Below are 16,334 nucleotides of genomic sequence, written 5' to 3' on the forward strand. Positions count from 1 at the left end.
CCACCGAGCATCCAAGGAGTGACCATGGCCATCATGGTGGCAGTCCCCGACAACGCCTCAGCCGACGCAGCCGTCACGGCCGCGATCGGCGAAGCCCGGCATTTCGACACGAACCTCGTCGTCGTCCCGCTGGGTATCCAGTCCGATTTCGACACGACCGTGCTCGACGCCTCCGAAGTGCCGTACGAGCTCGTCGGGCGGCAGGGGCGCGGTGATCGTGATCCCGCCGAGGCGGTCCTCGACGAACTCGAGGAACGCGACGACATCGCGCGCCTCGTCATCGGCATGAAGCGCCGTTCCCGGGTCGGCAAGGCCCTCATGGGCTCGGTGAGTCAGCGGCTGCTCCTCGACTCGCCGGTGCCGGTGCTCGCGGTCAAAGCCTGATCACCCCGGGCGTTCTGCCAGTGATGCGCCGGCCCCATCAGCGTCGGAGTCAGTGGTGGGGTCCTAGGGGCGGACGACGCGGACATGACGAAGGCCCCTCACCGGAATCTCTCCTGGTGAGGGGCCTTTCGTGGTGCGCCACGAGGGATTCGAACCCCCAACCTTCTGATCCGTAGTCAGATGCTCTATCCGTTGAGCTAGTGGCGCATCGTCACCGGGCTCCCGCCCTGCAACTCGATCAACTATACACACGATGCCGATCCGACCTCAAATCTCCGACCAGTGCCCTTCGCCACAGTTTCGGGCGACTTCCGCCGCAACGTTCAGCGCTGACCGCAGGAATCCGCTCCGCCGGACGGCTGCCAAAGGGGACGCACGGGACGGTTGACCGCCTCGGCGAGGAAATCGATGATCCAGTTTTCAAGCAGATCATCGATCTGAAACTTCACGTCACACTTCTGCAAAAACACGGCATGTGCTTGACGAGAATAAGTCACAAGTGCCCTGGTTGTGTTCCAATGCACATCTTCGAGCGGCGATATTCGGTGATCTTCACCATTGCGCCCACCCTACCGTGGAGATGTACCGCCCTCCGACATCCGTCGCGAAACCCCCGATACACCAGGAGACCACTCATGACAGTCCTCGACCATGACGTCGTCGCTGACCAGCTGAAGAACGCCCCCACGAAGAACGAGAAGGTGCTTTCGTTCGTCAGCCGGATCGCCACCCTCACCACCCCCGACGAGATCGTGTGGATCGACGGCTCCGAGGGTCAGCGGGACCTCATCACGCAGCAGCTCGTCGATGCCGGCACGCTCGTGCGCCTCACCGGCACGAAGGACTCCTACTACGCCGCCTCGGATCCCGAGGACGTCGCCCGCGTCGAGGACCGCACCTACATCTGCTCGGTCGACGAGAAGGACGCCGGCGCGCTCAACAACTGGGTCGCCCCCGCGGAGATGAAGGAGACCCTCAACGGTCTCTTCGACGGCTCGATGCGCGGACGCACGATGTACGTCATCCCCTTCGTCATGGGCCTCGCCGAGGCGGATCAGCCGATGTTCGGCATCGAGGTCACCGACTCGCCCTACGTCGTGCTCTCGATGCTCATCATGGCTCGCTCGGGCAAGTACGCCCTCGACGCGATCGATGCGCAGGACGCGGACTTCGTCGAGTGCGTCCACTCGGTGGGCGCCCCGCTCGCTGAGGGCGAGGCCGATGTCGCTTGGCCGAACAACTCGACGAAGTACATCACCCACTTCCCCGAGGAGCGCTCGATCTGGTCGTTCGGCTCCGGCTACGGCGGCAACGCGCTGCTCGGCAAGAAGTGCTACGCACTGCGCATCGCCTCGGCGATCGCCCACGACGAGGGCTGGCTGGCCGAGCACATGCTCATCCTCAAGCTGACGAACCCGGAGGGCCAGGTCAAGTACATCGCCGCCGCGTTCCCCTCGGCCTGCGGCAAGACCAACCTCGCCATGATCGAGCCGACGATCCCCGGCTGGAAGGCCGAGACACTCGGTGACGACATCGCGTGGATGCGCTTCGGCGAGGACGGCCAACTCTACGCCGTCAACCCCGAGTTCGGCCTCTTCGGCGTCGCGCCGGGTACCGGCTACTCGACCAACCCGACCGCGATGCACGCGATCGAGGCCGGCGGCAACATCTTCACGAACGTCGCGCTCACCGACGACGGCGACGTGTGGTGGGAGGGCAAGACCGACGAGAAGCCCGCGCACCTCACCGACTGGCGGGGCAACGACTGGACTCCGGACTCGGAGACCCCGGCCGCGCACCCGAACTCGCGCTTCTGCACCCCGATCGCCAACGTTCCCACGCTCGCTCCCGAGTGGCAGAACCCCAACGGCGTACCGATCTCGGCGATCCTCTTCGGCGGACGCCGCAAGACGACGATGCCGCTGGTCACCGAGACCCGCGACTGGAACCACGGTGTGTTCATGGGCTCGGTGCTCTCCTCGGAGACCACCGCGGCAGCCACCGGTGCCGTCGGCGTCGTCCGTCGTGACCCCATGGCGATGCGTCCGTTCATCGGCTACAACGTCGGCGACTACCTCCAGCACTGGCTCAACATCGGCCAGACCGAGGGTGCGAAGCTGCCGAAGATCTTCTACGTCAACTGGTTCCGTCGCGATGACGACAACTCGTTCCTGTGGCCCGGGTTCTCCGAGAACTCGCGTGTCCTCAAGTGGGTCTTCGAGCGCGTCGCCGGCACCGCCGACGCTGTCGAGTCCCCGCTCGGCTTCACCCCGGCTGAGGGCGCACTCGACACCGAGGGCCTCGACTTCACCGCGGAGCAGCTGCGCAAGGCGCTCGCGATCAAGCCCGAGGAGTGGGAGACCGAGCTCGCCTCGATCGAAGAGTGGTACGCCGAGCTCGGTGATTCGGTTCCGGCCGAACTCCGCGCCGAGGTCGACAGCCTCCGCGAGCGCCTCGGCCTTGCCTGAAGTGCTGATCTGCGTGAGTCGCTGAGCACGTGCAGTGCTCAGCGGTGCGGATGTGTGGCAGCGGTTCACGTGAACCGCTGAGCCTCACGGCGTCGCACTGACACCGACGATCCCCCGATCACCGCCGAGGTGGTCGGGGGATCGTCGTGTTCGACGTCGGTCGGGGGTTCCGGGCGGCGTCGGGTGGCAGCCTTGGCCGGGCGGCCTCCGCAGTGCCGGGCCGCCTCCCGTTGCCCCCTCCCCGAAGCGGCAATTCATCCCGGTGCAAGGGGAGGAATCAGCGCTCCAGCGAGGGGGTGGCGCGCTCGAGGTTGTTCGTTCAGCTGCGGGTGCGAAGCGTCGCTTGGGGTGTGAATCGATGCCGACGGTGGGATGTGGCCGGCGCGGCAGCACGGCGACACTGCACCATGCGTGCACCACTCCTCGGAGTTGCAAATCCTACGCTTGCAAACGTAGGACGTAACGCTGCGGCGCAGGGGTGTCGTGCTCGAGGTTGTTCGTGCGACTGCCGGTGCGAAGCAGCGCCACGGGTGCGACGCCGCGCAACGGGTGCGGAGTGACGCTAAGGGTGCGGCGTGCGACTGCGGGTACGGGGGGTTCGAGCTGTGTCTCGGGAGGAGCTCAGGCTGAGCGCCCGCATGTCAGCGACGACAGGCGACCCGGCGAAGTCCGCGGCGGGAGCGCTCAGGCGCCGTGGAGGACGGGGACGATGAGGTAGACCCCGAAGAGGACAAGCGCACCGCAGAGTGCGAAGACGGCCCAGTATCCGGCCTTGAGCAGCGGGTTGCCGTGGCCCTCGGCGACCTGATCGATGTGGACCGCGCGCATGCGCACCGCGGTCGAGAACAGTCCGATGACGACGAGCGACGAGAACCACGTCGCAATCGCCACGATGGCGAACGAGCTCCACTCGATCATTTGGCGCCTCCCTTGTCAGCATCGGAGTCTTGCCTCGATGCGTCGGCAGCCGACGTGCCTGTCGCCCGGACGTCCGTTGCGGAGCCAGTGCTCCTCGCCGTGCCGGCGACAGCCCCCTTCGAGACGGCATCGGTCGTCACAGCGCCGTTCACAGCGCCGTTCCCGTTGGCCGCCGCAGTGCGACGCGCCTGGGACTTCCGGCTCTTCTTCTCCGCGTCCTTCTTCGTCTGCGCCTCGGTGCGGGCCTCACGACGCGCCTCGGCGCGCTTGCGGTTGCGATCCTGGCGCAGCTTGCGCTTGCGGCCGCGGATGTTGACGGCCTCGCCGACGGTGTCGAAGTTCGAGATCTCGGCAGTCTTGTCCTGGCGGGAGCTGAGGTAGATCCAGAGAACGGCTACGACGGCGACGGCGGTGTCGATAAGAACGCCGAACAGCCCCAGGTGGGCGACACCGGCCGCGGCCGCACCGACGATGCCCGCGGCCGGGATCGTCAGCAGCCAGCCCGAGGCGATGCGTCCGGCCGTCGACCACCGGACGTCGGCACCCTTGCGGCCGAGACCCGACCCGAGCACCGAACCGGAGGCGACCTGCGTCGTCGACAGGGCGAAGCCGAGGTGCGAGGAGGCGAGGATCGCAGCGGCGGTCGAGGTCTCGGCGGACAGCCCCTGTGCGGGCTTGACGGTGGTGAGCTTCGTGCCGAGCGTGTCGATGATCCGCCATCCGCCGACGTAGGTGCCGAAGGCGATCGCGAAGGCACACGTGGCGATGACCCAGAACTGCGGGCCGGTGCCCTGCGCCTGGAGGTTCGCGGAGATGAGGACGAGGGTGATGACGCCCATCGTCTTCTGAGCATCGTTCGTGCCGTGGGCGAGCGCAACGAGCGAGGAGCTGAAGATCTGCCCGTACTTGAACGGCGCCCGGTGCGCGGTCTGTCCGTCGCCGTTGCGGCGGGTGATGTAGTACGCGAGACGCGTGCACAGGTAGGCGCTGATGCCGGCGATGAGCGGCGCGGCGATCGCCGGGATGACGACCTTGGAGAGGAAGACCCCGAAGTCGACCGAGTTCAGGCCCGCACCGACGATGGCCGCACCGATGAGGCCGCCGAAGAGCGCGTGCGAGGACGACGACGGCAGTCCGAACCGCCACGTCGCCATGTTCCAGATGATCGCGCCGATGAGGCCGGCGAGGATGAAGTCCGGAGTGATCTGGACCCCGCCCTCGCCTTCGCGGATGATGCCCCCGGAGATCGTCTTCGCCACCTCGGTGGAGAGGAAGGCGCCGACGAGGTTGAGGATCGCGGCGAGGGTGACGGCGGCCCTCGGCTTGATCGCGCCCGTGGCGATCGGCGTGGCCATCGCGTTGGCCGTATCGTGAAAGCCGTTGGTGAAGTCGAAGAAGAGTGCCAGTGCGACGACGAGCACGACGACGAAGATGATTTCCACTCAGCGACCTTGGATGTAGACACAACGGGGACCGGGGATTGAACGCACTGCCAGGCAGCGGCCTCAAACACGTGTGAGTCTACAACGTGAGACGCCGAAGCTTCACACAGCCTTCAGCCTGCAGTCACCCCATTCATCTTCCGTTCATCTGCGAACTGGGTCAATACCTGCAGCCGCAGGGACGATGTATCAGCTCTCACATCCCGCCGAGGCGGCCGCCGGGTTCCAGCGCACCGGTCGTTCGGTGCCGGAACGACCCCGCCGAGGCGGCCGCCGGGTCCCAGCGTCCGATTCAGTGCACGTATCCGTCGGCGACGGCCAGCGCCCGATCGAGGGCCTCGAGGCCGCGGCGGACATCGGCGTCGGGGGTGTTGAGCGGGGGCACGATGTGGATGCGGTTGAAGTTCGCGAACGGGAGCACACCACCCGCCTTGAGGGCGGCGATGACCGCGTTCATCTCCTCAGACGATCCGCCGTAGGCGGCGAGCGGCTCCTTCGTCTCCCGGGTCCGGACAAGCTCGACGGCCCAGAAGCAGCCCATCCCCCGGACGTCGCCGACGGAAGGGTGGCGCTCGGCGAGCTCGCGCAGGGCGGGACCGATCACCTCGGTGCCGAGGCGGTCGGCGTTCTCGACCATCCCCTCCTCACGCATCGCCCCGATCGTCGCCACCGCCGCCGCGCACGCGAGCGGGTGCCCGGAGTACGTCAGCCCGCCGGGGTAGGCACGGTCGCGGAAGGTCTCGTAGATCGCCTCCGAGATCGCGACCCCGCCGAGCGGGACGTAGCCGGAGTTCACACCCTTGGCGAAGGTGAGGAGGTCGGGGGTGACGTCCCAACGAGCGACGGCGAACCAGCGTCCCGTCCGGCCGAACCCGGCCATGACCTCGTCGGCGATGTAGACGATGCCGTAGCGCCGGGTCAGCTCCCGCACGCCCGCGAGGTAGCCGGCGGGCGGGCCGTAGATGCCGGCGGTTCCGGGCACGGTCTCGAGGACGAGGGCCGCGATGTTCGCCGGGCCCTCGAGGACGATGAGGTCCTCGAGGTGGCGCAGCGCGCGCTCGGTCTCCTCCGCCTCGGTGGTCGAGCCGAAGTACGAACGGTACTGATAGGCGGGCATGAAGTGGACGACGCCCTCAGCCGAGTAGTCGTTGGGGAAGCGGCGCGGATCCCCGGTGACGTTGACGGCGAGCTGAGTGCCGCCGTGGTAGCTGCGGTAGGCGGAGAGGACCTTCGTCCGGCCCGTGTGCAGGCGCGCCATGCGGATCGCGTGCTCGTTCGCATCCGCTCCCCCGTTGGTGAAGAACACGTGGTCGAGATCGCCGGGGGCGAGCTCGGCGATGAGGCGGGCGGCCTCCGAGCGGGCGTCGTTGACGTGCTGGGGTGCGATCGTGCACAGCCGGCCCGCCTGCTCCTGAATGGCGGCGACCACTGCGGGGTGCTGGTGGCCGATGTTCGTGTTCACCAGCTGCGAGGAGAAGTCGAGGAGCTTCCGACCCTCGCCGTCCCAGACGTACGAGCCCTCGGCCGCGACGACGGTCATCGGGGCGAACGGTCCCTGTGCCTGCCACGAATGGAAGACGTGGGCCCGGTCGAGCTCGTGGGCGCGCCGCCCGGCAGCGAGCTGCTCCTCGGTGGGTCCCTCGAGGCGGGGCGCCTCGGTGCCGGGTGCCTCGGTGCGGGCTGCGGCGTTCGTGGTCGCAGTCTCCTGGTTCGCAGCCAGCGCCGCCGTGTCCGCTGCGGACCCTGTCGGATCGATCGTCGTCGTCATCGTCGTGTCCTTGTCTTGTCGCCGAGGCGGTCAGTCGTGGGTCAGTCGTGGGTCGGGAAGCCGAGGTTGAGGCCGCCGTGGCTGGGGTCGAGCCAGCGGGAGGTGACGACCTTGCCGCGGGTGAAGAAGTGCACGCCCTCCTCGCCGTACGCGTGGGTGTCGCCGAAGAGCGAGTTCTTCCACCCGCCGAACGAGTACCAGCCGACGGGGACGGGGATGGGCACGTTGACGCCGACCATGCCGACCTCGACCTCGCGTTCGAAGCGGCGCGCGGCACCGCCGTCGTTGGTGAAGATCGCGGTGCCGTTGCCGTACGGGTTGGCGTTGATGAGGTCGAGGCCTTCGTCGTAGCCGGGCACGCGGACGACGGAGAGGACGGGTCCGAAGATCTCGTCGGTGTAGATCGACATGTCCGGGCTGACGTGGTCGAAGAGCGTCGGATTGAGGAAGAACCCGTCGGCGGGGACATCGTCCCGGCCGTCGAGGACGACGGTGGCTCCCGCCTCGGCGCCGGCATCGATGTAGCCTGCCACCTTGTCACGGTGGGCGGCGGTGATGAGCGGCCCCATATCGGGTTCGGTCGCGCCGTCGCCGACGCGCAGGGTGCGGGTGCGTTCGGCGATCTTCTCCACGAGCTCATCGGCGATCTGCTCGACGGCGACGACGACGGAGATCGCCATGCACCGCTCCCCCGCGGCGCCGTATCCGGCGTTGACGGCGGCATCGGCGGCGAGGTCGAGGTCGGAGTCGGGGAGGACGAGCATGTGGTTCTTCGCCCCGCCGAGGGCTTGGACCCGTTTGCCGGTGGCGGTCCCGGTCTCGTAGACGTACTTCGCGATCGGGGTGGAGCCGACGAAGGACACCGAGGCGACGTCCGGGCTGGTGAGGATCGTGTCGACGGCCGCCTTGTCGCCGTGGACGACGTTGAAGACACCGTCGGGCAGTCCGGCCTCCTGCCAGAGGGCGGCGAGCCAGTTCGCGGCGCTCGGGTCCTTCTCGCTGGGCTTGAGGACGACGGTGTTGCCGGCGGCGATCGCGACGGGGAAGAACCACATGGGGACCATCGCGGGGAAGTTGAAGGGCGAGATGATCGCTGAGACACCGAGCGGCTGGCGCAGCGAGTGGACGTCGACGGTCGTCGAGACGTTCTCGGAGAAGCCGCCCTTGAGCAGGCCGGCGATGCCGCACGCGAACTCGACGACCTCCTGCCCGCGGGCGATCTCGCCGAGGGCGTCGGAGAGGACCTTGCCGTGTTCGGCGGTGATGATCTCGGCGAGCTCCTGCTTGCGGGCGTTGAGCAGTTCGCGGAACGCGAAGAGGATCGCCGTGCGCTTGGCCAGGGACGTGTCGCGCCAGCCGGGGAACGCCTCGGTGGCGGCCCGGATCGCGCCTTCCGTGGTGGCGGCATCGGCGAGCGCGACCTCCCCCGTGACCTCTCCGGTGGCGGGGTTCGTCACCTCGCCGAGGCGGGTGTCGGGTCCGGCGGGAACGGTCCGTCCGTTGATCCAGTGGGAGATGGCGGCCATGGGGGTGTCCTTCTGCGTCGATGACAGGGGTGCTCTGCTCCCATCGTCGTCGCCCACCCGGCCGCACGACAGTGTCAGAGTGTCAGTTCTGCCGTCTTGAGAATTACACTGTGTCAATGAACGTTGAGAGGTCGGAGGCCGCAGCGAGCCTCACCGTCGCCGGGGTGCTCGATCTCGAGGAGATCCGCAGCGGTGCGCCCGAGGTCGTGGCCGGGGAGGCCGACCTCGATCGCCCGATCCGGTGGGTGCACATCGCCGATTCCGAACACGTCGAGCAGTTCCTCGAAGGCGGCGAACTCGTCCTTACGACCGCGCAGACCTTCCGCCGCTCCCCTGCCGCAATGACGGTCTTCCTCGATCAGCTCGAGGCGGCTGGTGCCGCGGGTGTCGTCGTCGAACTCGTCGACGATGCCTCGGATCCGGATGAGCAGGCCGCCGAGGTGGTCCGCCATGCGGCGTCCGGGCGCGAGCTTCCCGTCGTCGTCCTCACGCATCGGATCAAGTTCGTCCGCATCACCGAGGTCGCCCACCGCTCGCTGCTGGCCGAGCAGCTCGGGCGTCTCGAACGGGCGCGGGAGATCCATGAGACCTACACGCAGCTCAGCCTCGAGCGGGCCGAGGTCAGTGCGATCGTCGCGCGCACTGCCGAGCTGCTCGGAGCCCCGGTCGTCCTCGAGGATGTCGCCCATCGGGTGCTCGCCCAGGCCGGTCCGGGAGCAGAGGCGCTCGTCGCCAACTGGGTCGCACTCGTCTCCGGGGCCGACGCGTATGTCCGACGTGACTGGCCGCAGATCCCGGTCGGTCTGCAGTCGCGGCGGTGGGGCCGCCTCGTCGTGCCGGGCCTGCCGACCGGCGCGGCCAATGTCGAGCAGATCATCGAACGGGCGGCACAAGCGCTCACGCTCACCCGCATGGCAGAGACCGACGAACGGGATCTGCTGCTCCAGGCCCAGGCGGGTTTCGTCCGCGAGCTCATGGATGTCGGCGCCGAGGACGAGGCGCAGGCCAGAGCCCGGGCGCGTTCGCTCGGGTTCGAACCGCCTGGCGCGTCGCGGCTTGTGCCCGCCGTCATCCGCCTCGACCGGGATCCGAGCACGGATCCGACGCGGATGCAGCTATGGGAGCGCGCACTCATCCAGGAGGCGACTGCCGCTGCCGCCCGAGCCGGTGTCTCGACGCTGTCGACGGGACTGCAGTCCGGGTCGTTCGGGCTCGTCCTCGCTCTGCCTGGGCGCGGCGATGAGTCGAAGGCTCTGCACCGCGTGTTCGAGGAGATCGCCGATCTCGGGACGACGTGGGCGGTGGGGGTGGGCCGGAGCAGCTCGTCCCTGCTCACGGCGGTGTCGCGTCTCGAGTCAGCCGCTCAGGTCGCCGAGGTGGTCGCCACCCTCGATGTCCGCGAGCAGGTCTTCTACCGCGCCGGCGACGTGCGGCTGCGCGGACTGCTCGCGCTCCTCGGCGACGATCCTCGGCTGCGCGGCTTCGCCGAAGGGGAGCTCGGACCGCTGCTCGAGACCGACGACGAGGAGATGCTCGACTTCCTCGAGCTCGTCCTCGCCCACGGTGGGAACAAGTCAGCGGTGGCACGGGCCGGGTTCCTCTCCCGACCCGCCCTCTACGCGCGGCTCGCGAAGCTCCAGGACCGACTCGGCGTCTCCCTCGACGACGCCGAGTCGAGGACCGCGCTCCACGTCGCCCTCCTGTGGTGGCGGATGAATCGGTGAGGAGCCGCACCGGATGAATCGGTGAGGCGTACTGACAGGGCTCAGACGGTCAGGGTGCGGCCGGTGACGTTGCCCTCGACGGCACGCACGAAGGCCGCGGCCACCTCCTCATCGGTCACGGGGATCATCCCGGCGAAGGCGTCGTGGAAGTGCGGCGAGTTCGCGAGCACATTGGGGCTGACGGCATTGATCCGGATCCCCCTCGGCAGCTCCGGGGCAGCGGCCATGACGAAGGACTCGAGTGCGCCGTTGGCCAGCGCGGCCGCTGCCGCGGTCGGCACCGATTCGCGACTGAGGACTCCGCTGGTCAGCGTGATCGATCCGCCGTCCCGAACATGGTCGAGGCCCTGGGTGACGAACTCGACCTGGCCGAGGACCTTCGAGGTCAGGGCCGAGAGATAGTCGTCGCGGGTGAGGTCGGTGACGGGTTTGAATGGGACGGAGCCGGCGGCGACGACGATGGCATCGACCTCGCCGACCGCGTCGAGCAACCCCTGGATCGACGCGGGATCACTCGTGTCGACTCCTGGGTCCGTCGACCGTGAGGCGGAGATGACCTCGTGTCCGCGCGCTTCGAACTCGGCCACGGCCACCCGCCCGACATGACCGCCTGCTCCGACGACAAGAATTCTCATAGTGGGCACTCCTTCGCACCTTTGCTTCTCGTGCGGATCGCCGAGGACTCGGCGGTTCGCCCGGTCATCGCCGGCAAGGTCCGACCGGCACACACCACACTAGACTCCGGCACTGACATTCAGGGGATCCGCCGACTCCTCGGCTGTTTGTGGTCGAAGAACCGAGGATTCTGAGCCGTTTGGGCGTTTTTCCCTCAGTTATTCGACCACAACGGGGAGGCCAACAGACCTCGTGCACAGTCGGCTCTCCGGCCGCAGCCGGGCACGCAGAAGCCCCTGCGATCCGCTCAGACAAACGGATCGCAGGGGCTTCTCACAAACGCGGAGCCGGTGGGATTTGAACCCACGGTCCCCAGTTCAAGGGACTTCACCTTAGCAGGGTGATGCTTTCGGCCGCTCAGCCACGACTCCAGATTCTCGCCTCGGGGCGACACGCTCGACGCATGCCCCGAAACCACAGTTGACACTGCGAAGACCAGCCTATGCGAAAGGAACCTCCCAGAGCAAAGTTCACTGCGGCAGAGTGGGCTTGATCATAGTCGCTGGTACGAGGATCGTCGCATTTGCTGATGTTAGGGCGGTTTCGCAGGCGCATATCCGCGCGAATTCCAGCATTCGTCAATGTAGGGGCGTAAAATCGACCTGATGTGACCCGTGGTTCGCGCTCCGATACGCCCCCAACGACGGACATTGCGGGAGACATCTGCGCCGAAGACGAGGCGTCAACGGCCCGACACGCGGCGCACGAGATGAGCAACGAGGAGTTAAGAACTTGCCAGAGTTTCCCCCTGACAAGAGAGGACCTCAGGGGAGCGACCCCGATTCTCCATCTGCAGGCCGCCGCCTCCGCGCGTCATCCCGCCCCCGCTTCCGCGGCGAGGCCGCCGCCAGCTCGACCGAGAACCACACCGATGCACCGCCGCAGTCCCCGCGCGGCGCCGACTCGACCCGCCGGGCCTCCGAACCAGCCCCACCGTCTGCCGCCCACCAGCCTCCGCGTCCGTCCGGCTCCGATTCCCGCGGGGACTACTCCCTCAACAGCTCTCGCCGAGGCGGCTCCACCTCCGATTCGTCCGACGAGCAGTCGCCCCGGTCCAAAGCCCCGACCCCGCGTCCCGTCGCACCCCGCACCCGCCGTGAGGCGAGGATGCTCCGCGCGGCTGCCGCCGGCGGGGCGAGCGCTGCCGGCGTCGCCGCAGCCGCCGGCAACGTTGACCGCGGGCGCTCCTCCGCACCTGAGTCCCGAACCGCCTCGGCGCGGGCCGACGATTCCCGCGCAGATCAGGATCAGCGCTCCTCCCGGGACTCCGACTCCGGCCGTCGCCGCTCGCAGCGCGCAGCCGCGGCGGCGGCTCCGACAGCCGCAGCGGCAGCACCGGCAACCGCCGTCAGCGCCGGCTCCCCCGCCCCGGGCAACAGCTCCGGCTCCGGCTACAGCTCCGGCAACAACGGCAACGGTGACGGTGACAAGCCCGCCTCCGGCGGTCCCGAGCGCACCCGCCGTCATTCCTCCCGCCTCGGCGAGGCCTTCCCCAGCCTTGTCGGATGGACGTCGCTGAGCACCCTGCTTCCGGGCATCGGACTCCTGCGCACGCGGTTCCGTCCGCTCGGCCTCATCGTCTTCGGCGGGTTCGTCCTCACGATCCTCTTCGTCATCGGCTACCTCCTCATCAAGGGACCCGTCCACGCGATCGGCACGATCATCGCGAGCCCCTCCCTGCTCAACTTCATCGCGTTCGCCGCCGTCGCCGTCGGTCTCATCTGGATCATCGTCGTCGTCCTCTCCTACCTCGGACTCCGGCGCGGGCATCGCTACCTGCCCTGGCAGAACCGCCTCTCCGGTGTGCTCATCGTCTCCCTCGTCCTCATCATCGGGATCCCCTTCGGCATCGGCTCCGTCTACGCCCGCGTCCAGAGCGACACGATCGCGAGCCTCTTCGGCGAGAGCACTGGAAAGACGGTCGACGCCAAGGAGCTGTGGAAGGACAAGCCCTACATCAACGTCTTCCTCATCGGCCGCGACAACGGCGACGACCGTCAGGGCACCCGCCCGGATACTATGCTCGTCGCCTCGATCGACACGAAGACCGGCAACGCCGCCCTCATCTCCGTGCCGCGCAACCTCGCGTTCCCGATCTTCCCCGAAGGCAGCCCCGAGGCCGAGGTCTGGCCCAACGGGTTCCGTCCCACCGGGGACTCCTCGGAGGACCTCATCAACGCCGTGTGGCAGTGGGGCGAGCAGAATCCCGACGCCGTTGGCGAAACGAACGGCCTCGAACCGGGGATGACGGCGACGATGGCCGCGGTCGAAGGATCACTCGGCCTCAATCTCGACTACTGGGCTTCGGTCGACATGGCCGGGTTCGAGGACGTCGTCGACGCCATCGGCGGAGTGAACATCGACGTCGAACGCCCCATCCCGATGGGCGGCGGCAAGTCGATGTCCGGAGTGCCGAACCGGGTCTTCGGCTGGATCGACCCCGGTCAGCAGAACCTCAAGGGCAAGAAGGCCCTGTGGTACGTCCGCTCCCGTGAGGGCAGCGACAACTACGACCGCATGTGCCGTCAGCAGCGGATGCTCAAGACGACGCTCGAGCAGATCGACCCGCAGGAGCTCGCCGCGGCCTACCCGAAGCTCGCCGGGTCGGCGACGAAGAACATCGCGACCTCGATCCCCCAGAACGAGATCCCGGCCTTCATCGAACTCGCCGTGGCCATGCAGAAGGGCGACGTGACGACGGTCCAGATCAACAACGACGTCACCCCCACCTACAACCCCGACTTCGATGTCCTCCACAAGTGGATCCAGGGCGAGATCAAGGGTGCCTCCGACGGCGCCGAATCGCCGCGCCCGACGAACGACCCGTCGAAGACTGACGGAGCCACCGACTCCGGTGACTCTTCAGAGTCCTCGGAGTCCTCGGAGGACCAGGGCCAGCAGGACCACAGCCAGGACGTCGAGACCGGCACCGATGCCCCGAGCGGCGACGGTGCGGGAACCTCGACCGATGACTCGGGTGTGCCCGGCGAACCCAACGCCGAGGGCAAGTGCTACCCCAAGGACTACCAGCCCGGTGACCCCTGGCCCGGCTACCCCGGCCCGGGCGCCGGAGACCAGGAGTGAGCGCCGACCACTCCGTCGCGATCATCGGGGTCGGCCCACGCGGGCTGAGCGTCCTCGAGCGACTCGTCGCCCTCGGTGCCCGCGGCTGGGATCCCGCGCGCGGACCGATCGTCATCCACCTCGTCGACCCGTACCCACCGGGTGCGGGCATCGTCTGGCGCACCGACCAGCCGACGAGCCTGCTCATGAACACGACGATCGGCGAACAGACGATCTTCCCCGACGGCAGCTGCTCCTTCCTCGCCGAGGCGATCGATGCCGGTGACGCGGCCCGCCCCGACGACCGCACCCCCGGGTCCACCGACAGCTCCTCCGTGGCGTCCGCCTCCTCCACCGGGGCGGCGGTCCCCTCCCCCGATGCGGCCGGCCGCTCTCCGTTCGGTCCGTCGATGGCCGAGTGGTACCGCGCATCCGGCGGCACCGAGCCCGTCGATTCGACGTTCCCCAGCCGCACCCTCTACGGGGAGTACCTCAGCGACGCCTACGCCCGGATCCGCGACTCCGCCCCCGATTTCATCCAGATCGTCGAACACCGCACCCGCGCCGAGTCGGTCATCGACCTTCCCGCCGTCGACCTTCCCGGTGACCCCGCCGAGGCGGTTCCCCCTCAGCTCATCCGGTGCGAGGACGGAACGACGATCATCGCCGCAGCCGTCGTCCTCGCCGTCGGCCACATCCCCAGCACTCCGACCGAGGAGCGTGCCCGTCTCGCCGCCTTCGCCCAGCGCTCAGGCGGGATCTACATCCCCCAGAGCCTCCCGGCCGAAGCCCCGCTCGACGAGATCCCCGCCCACGCGCGCGTCCTCGTCCGGGGCATGGGGCTCAACTACTTCGACGTCCAGACGCTGCTGACGATCGAGCGCGGCGGCAGCTTCGTCGACGCCGGCACGTCAGATGGCGCCGGCACGTCGGACGCCGGCGCATCCGCCGCGGAGTCCGCCGCGGAGTCCGACGCATGGTCCGATAACTCCGCGACCTCGACCGCCTCCGGGACCGTCCGCTACCTCCCGAGCGGGAAGGAACCCGCCCTCTTCCTCGGCTCCCGGCGCGGCATCCCCTACCGGAGCAAGCCGATCAGCCACGAGCATCCGCGCTCGGCTTGGCCGCTGCGGTACTTCACGAAGGAGAATGTCGCCCTCCTCGCCGGCATCGACGATCTCGAGGGCGAACGCCGGGCCGGGGCCCGCTTCAACGACCAGCTGTGGCCGCTCATCCTCGCCGACCTCCGCTTCGCCTACTACCGCACGCTCGCGCGCACGGATCCCGACGCGTTCGCCGACGATCCCGGGCGCCTGCGCGAAGCCATCGCCGAGGCGGTCTCCCGCCACCTGACCCGCCGCACCTGGCAGGAGACCCACCCGGAGGCCGAGTCGGCGAGCGACTCCTCCCGCCAGGGCCGTGTCACGCGTGAGGCCTTCGCCTGGGCGGAGATCGAAGAGGAGCTCGTCCCCGATCCGGCTCACCGGATGTCGCTCCACGATCTCCTCGACCCGCTCGACGGGCTCGAGTTCTCAAGCCGCGAACCCGGCGAACCGGACTCCCTCCACGACTGGATGCTCGACTTCCTCCGCACCGACCTGCGCGACTCGCTCGCCGGCCCCAAGGACAGCCCGGTCAAAGCGCTGTTCATGGTCCTCTGGCAGTCGAGGCTCCTTCTCAAGGAGCTCATCGCCGCTGGCCACATCGATCCGGTGAGCGTCGACATGGAGATCCGCGGCTGGTTCGAGGGCTTCGTGTCCGGAATCTGCGACGGTCCCCCGCCGAGGCGGATCGCCGAACTCATCGCCCTCGCCGAGGCGGGCGTCGTCCGCTTCATCGGCCCCGATATGCACATCGGCGAGAACCCCGAGTACTCGGTGGAGACGGACCCGCAGAGTTCGACCGCACAGGATCCCGCAGCATCGGTGGAATCCGCAGCATCGGTGGACTCCGGTGCTGACGACGATCCTCTCCCGCAGATCTTCGCGGTCACCTCGGCGAGGGTGGTAGGAACGATCACGGGAAGCGTCGTCATCGATGCCGCCTCCCCGACGAACTCCCTCGCTCTCGCCGCCGATGTCCTCATCCACGGGATGGTCGACCGCGGTCAGCTCACCCCGGCCCGCCTGACCTTGGACGACGGTCGCGAGAAGCGGCTGAGCGGTCTCGCGGTCACGGAGCGCCCCTACCGCACGATCGACGAGGAGGGTTCGGCCCATCCGCGTCGCTTCGCACTGTCGATCCAGCTCTCCTCGGTCCAGTGGGGTCTTGCGATCGCGGCCAACCCCGACTCCGATGCGACGACTCTCGCGGACTCGCACGCTGCCGCCGAGGCGATCCTCGACCTCATCTGAGGCCCGGGCCGA

Annotated in this window: 11 protein-coding genes and 2 tRNA genes; 5 read left to right on the forward strand and 8 right to left on the reverse strand. The window is 68.3% G+C overall.

The window, feature by feature from the left end:
- Window positions 1-24 precede the first annotated feature (24 nt).
- On the forward strand, window positions 25-384 hold the full coding sequence (locus AC0VYB_RS15750) for a universal stress protein (protein ID WP_095376368.1): 360 nt from the start codon (window positions 25-27) through the stop codon (window positions 382-384).
- Between the two features lie 131 nt (window positions 385-515).
- Here the strand turns inward: AC0VYB_RS15750 and AC0VYB_RS15755 are convergent.
- Window positions 516-591 (reverse strand) — tRNA-Arg (locus tag AC0VYB_RS15755).
- A 116-nt stretch (window positions 592-707) separates the two neighbouring features.
- On the reverse strand, window positions 708-833 hold the full coding sequence (locus AC0VYB_RS15760; protein ID WP_258403367.1) for a hypothetical protein: 126 nt from the start codon (window positions 831-833) through the stop codon (window positions 708-710).
- Between the two features lie 186 nt (window positions 834-1,019).
- Here AC0VYB_RS15760 and AC0VYB_RS15765 point away from each other — a divergent pair, with 186 nt between their 5' ends.
- Complete coding sequence (locus tag AC0VYB_RS15765) at window positions 1,020-2,852, forward strand: phosphoenolpyruvate carboxykinase (GTP) (protein WP_063250606.1); 1,833 nt, start codon at window positions 1,020-1,022, stop codon at window positions 2,850-2,852.
- A gap of 684 nt (window positions 2,853-3,536) precedes the next feature.
- Here the strand turns inward: AC0VYB_RS15765 and AC0VYB_RS15770 are convergent.
- The 4 genes from AC0VYB_RS15770 to AC0VYB_RS15785 form a co-directional block, all read right to left on the reverse strand.
- Window positions 3,537-3,770, reverse strand: a complete 234-nt coding sequence (locus AC0VYB_RS15770) for a hypothetical protein (RefSeq protein WP_009381072.1) — start codon at window positions 3,768-3,770, stop codon at window positions 3,537-3,539.
- Complete coding sequence (locus AC0VYB_RS15775) at window positions 3,767-5,212, reverse strand: inorganic phosphate transporter (RefSeq protein WP_009381073.1); 1,446 nt, start codon at window positions 5,210-5,212, stop codon at window positions 3,767-3,769. The genes AC0VYB_RS15770 and AC0VYB_RS15775 overlap by 4 nt, the downstream gene beginning before the upstream one ends.
- Window positions 5,213-5,504: 292 nt before the next feature.
- Complete coding sequence (locus AC0VYB_RS15780; protein WP_009381074.1) at window positions 5,505-6,980, reverse strand: aspartate aminotransferase family protein; 1,476 nt, start codon at window positions 6,978-6,980, stop codon at window positions 5,505-5,507.
- A gap of 41 nt (window positions 6,981-7,021) precedes the next feature.
- A complete protein-coding gene (locus AC0VYB_RS15785; RefSeq protein ID WP_475384833.1) occupies window positions 7,022-8,506 on the reverse strand; it encodes a CoA-acylating methylmalonate-semialdehyde dehydrogenase in 1,485 nt (494 codons plus the stop codon).
- Between the two features lie 116 nt (window positions 8,507-8,622).
- Between AC0VYB_RS15785 and AC0VYB_RS15790 the strand changes: the two genes are divergently transcribed.
- Window positions 8,623-10,230, forward strand: coding sequence for a PucR family transcriptional regulator (locus AC0VYB_RS15790; RefSeq protein ID WP_009381076.1), 1,608 nt, complete (start codon window positions 8,623-8,625; stop codon window positions 10,228-10,230).
- Window positions 10,231-10,271: 41 nt separating this feature from the next.
- Here the strand turns inward: AC0VYB_RS15790 and AC0VYB_RS15795 are convergent, their stop codons facing one another.
- Together AC0VYB_RS15795 and AC0VYB_RS15800 are read right to left on the reverse strand one after the other, a co-directional pair.
- On the reverse strand, window positions 10,272-10,865 hold the full coding sequence (locus tag AC0VYB_RS15795; RefSeq protein ID WP_009381077.1) for a short chain dehydrogenase: 594 nt from the start codon (window positions 10,863-10,865) through the stop codon (window positions 10,272-10,274).
- A gap of 322 nt (window positions 10,866-11,187) precedes the next feature.
- Window positions 11,188-11,276 (reverse strand) — tRNA-Ser (locus AC0VYB_RS15800).
- A 736-nt stretch (window positions 11,277-12,012) separates the two neighbouring features.
- On the opposite strand from AC0VYB_RS15800, the gene AC0VYB_RS15805 reads away from it, so the two are divergent.
- Window positions 12,013-13,989, forward strand: a complete 1,977-nt coding sequence (locus AC0VYB_RS15805; RefSeq protein ID WP_144588927.1) for an LCP family glycopolymer transferase — start codon at window positions 12,013-12,015, stop codon at window positions 13,987-13,989.
- Window positions 13,986-16,322, forward strand: a complete 2,337-nt coding sequence (locus AC0VYB_RS15810; protein ID WP_475384834.1) for an FAD/NAD(P)-binding protein — start codon at window positions 13,986-13,988, stop codon at window positions 16,320-16,322. The genes AC0VYB_RS15805 and AC0VYB_RS15810 overlap by 4 nt, the downstream gene beginning before the upstream one ends.
- The last annotated feature ends 12 nt before the right edge of the window (window positions 16,323-16,334 follow it).

This window comes from Brevibacterium sp. Z349TD_9, assembly GCF_056173565.1.

Coding starts and splice junctions, on each gene's coding strand:
- AC0VYB_RS15750 (WP_095376368.1), top strand. CDS start 25: ATGGCCATCATGGTGGCAGTCCCCGACAACGCCTCAGCCGACGCAGCC.
- AC0VYB_RS15765 (WP_063250606.1), top strand. CDS start 1,020: ATGACAGTCCTCGACCATGACGTCGTCGCTGACCAGCTGAAGAACGCC.
- AC0VYB_RS15770 (WP_009381072.1), bottom strand. CDS start 3,770: ATGATCGAGTGGAGCTCGTTCGCCATCGTGGCGATTGCGACGTGGTTC.
- AC0VYB_RS15780 (WP_009381074.1), bottom strand. CDS start 6,980: ATGACGACGACGATCGATCCGACAGGGTCCGCAGCGGACACGGCGGCG.
- AC0VYB_RS15785 (WP_475384833.1), bottom strand. CDS start 8,506: ATGGCCGCCATCTCCCACTGGATCAACGGACGGACCGTTCCCGCCGGA.
- AC0VYB_RS15790 (WP_009381076.1), top strand. CDS start 8,623: ATGAACGTTGAGAGGTCGGAGGCCGCAGCGAGCCTCACCGTCGCCGGG.
- AC0VYB_RS15795 (WP_009381077.1), bottom strand. CDS start 10,865: ATGAGAATTCTTGTCGTCGGAGCAGGCGGTCATGTCGGGCGGGTGGCC.
- AC0VYB_RS15805 (WP_144588927.1), top strand. CDS start 12,013: ATGCTCCGCGCGGCTGCCGCCGGCGGGGCGAGCGCTGCCGGCGTCGCC.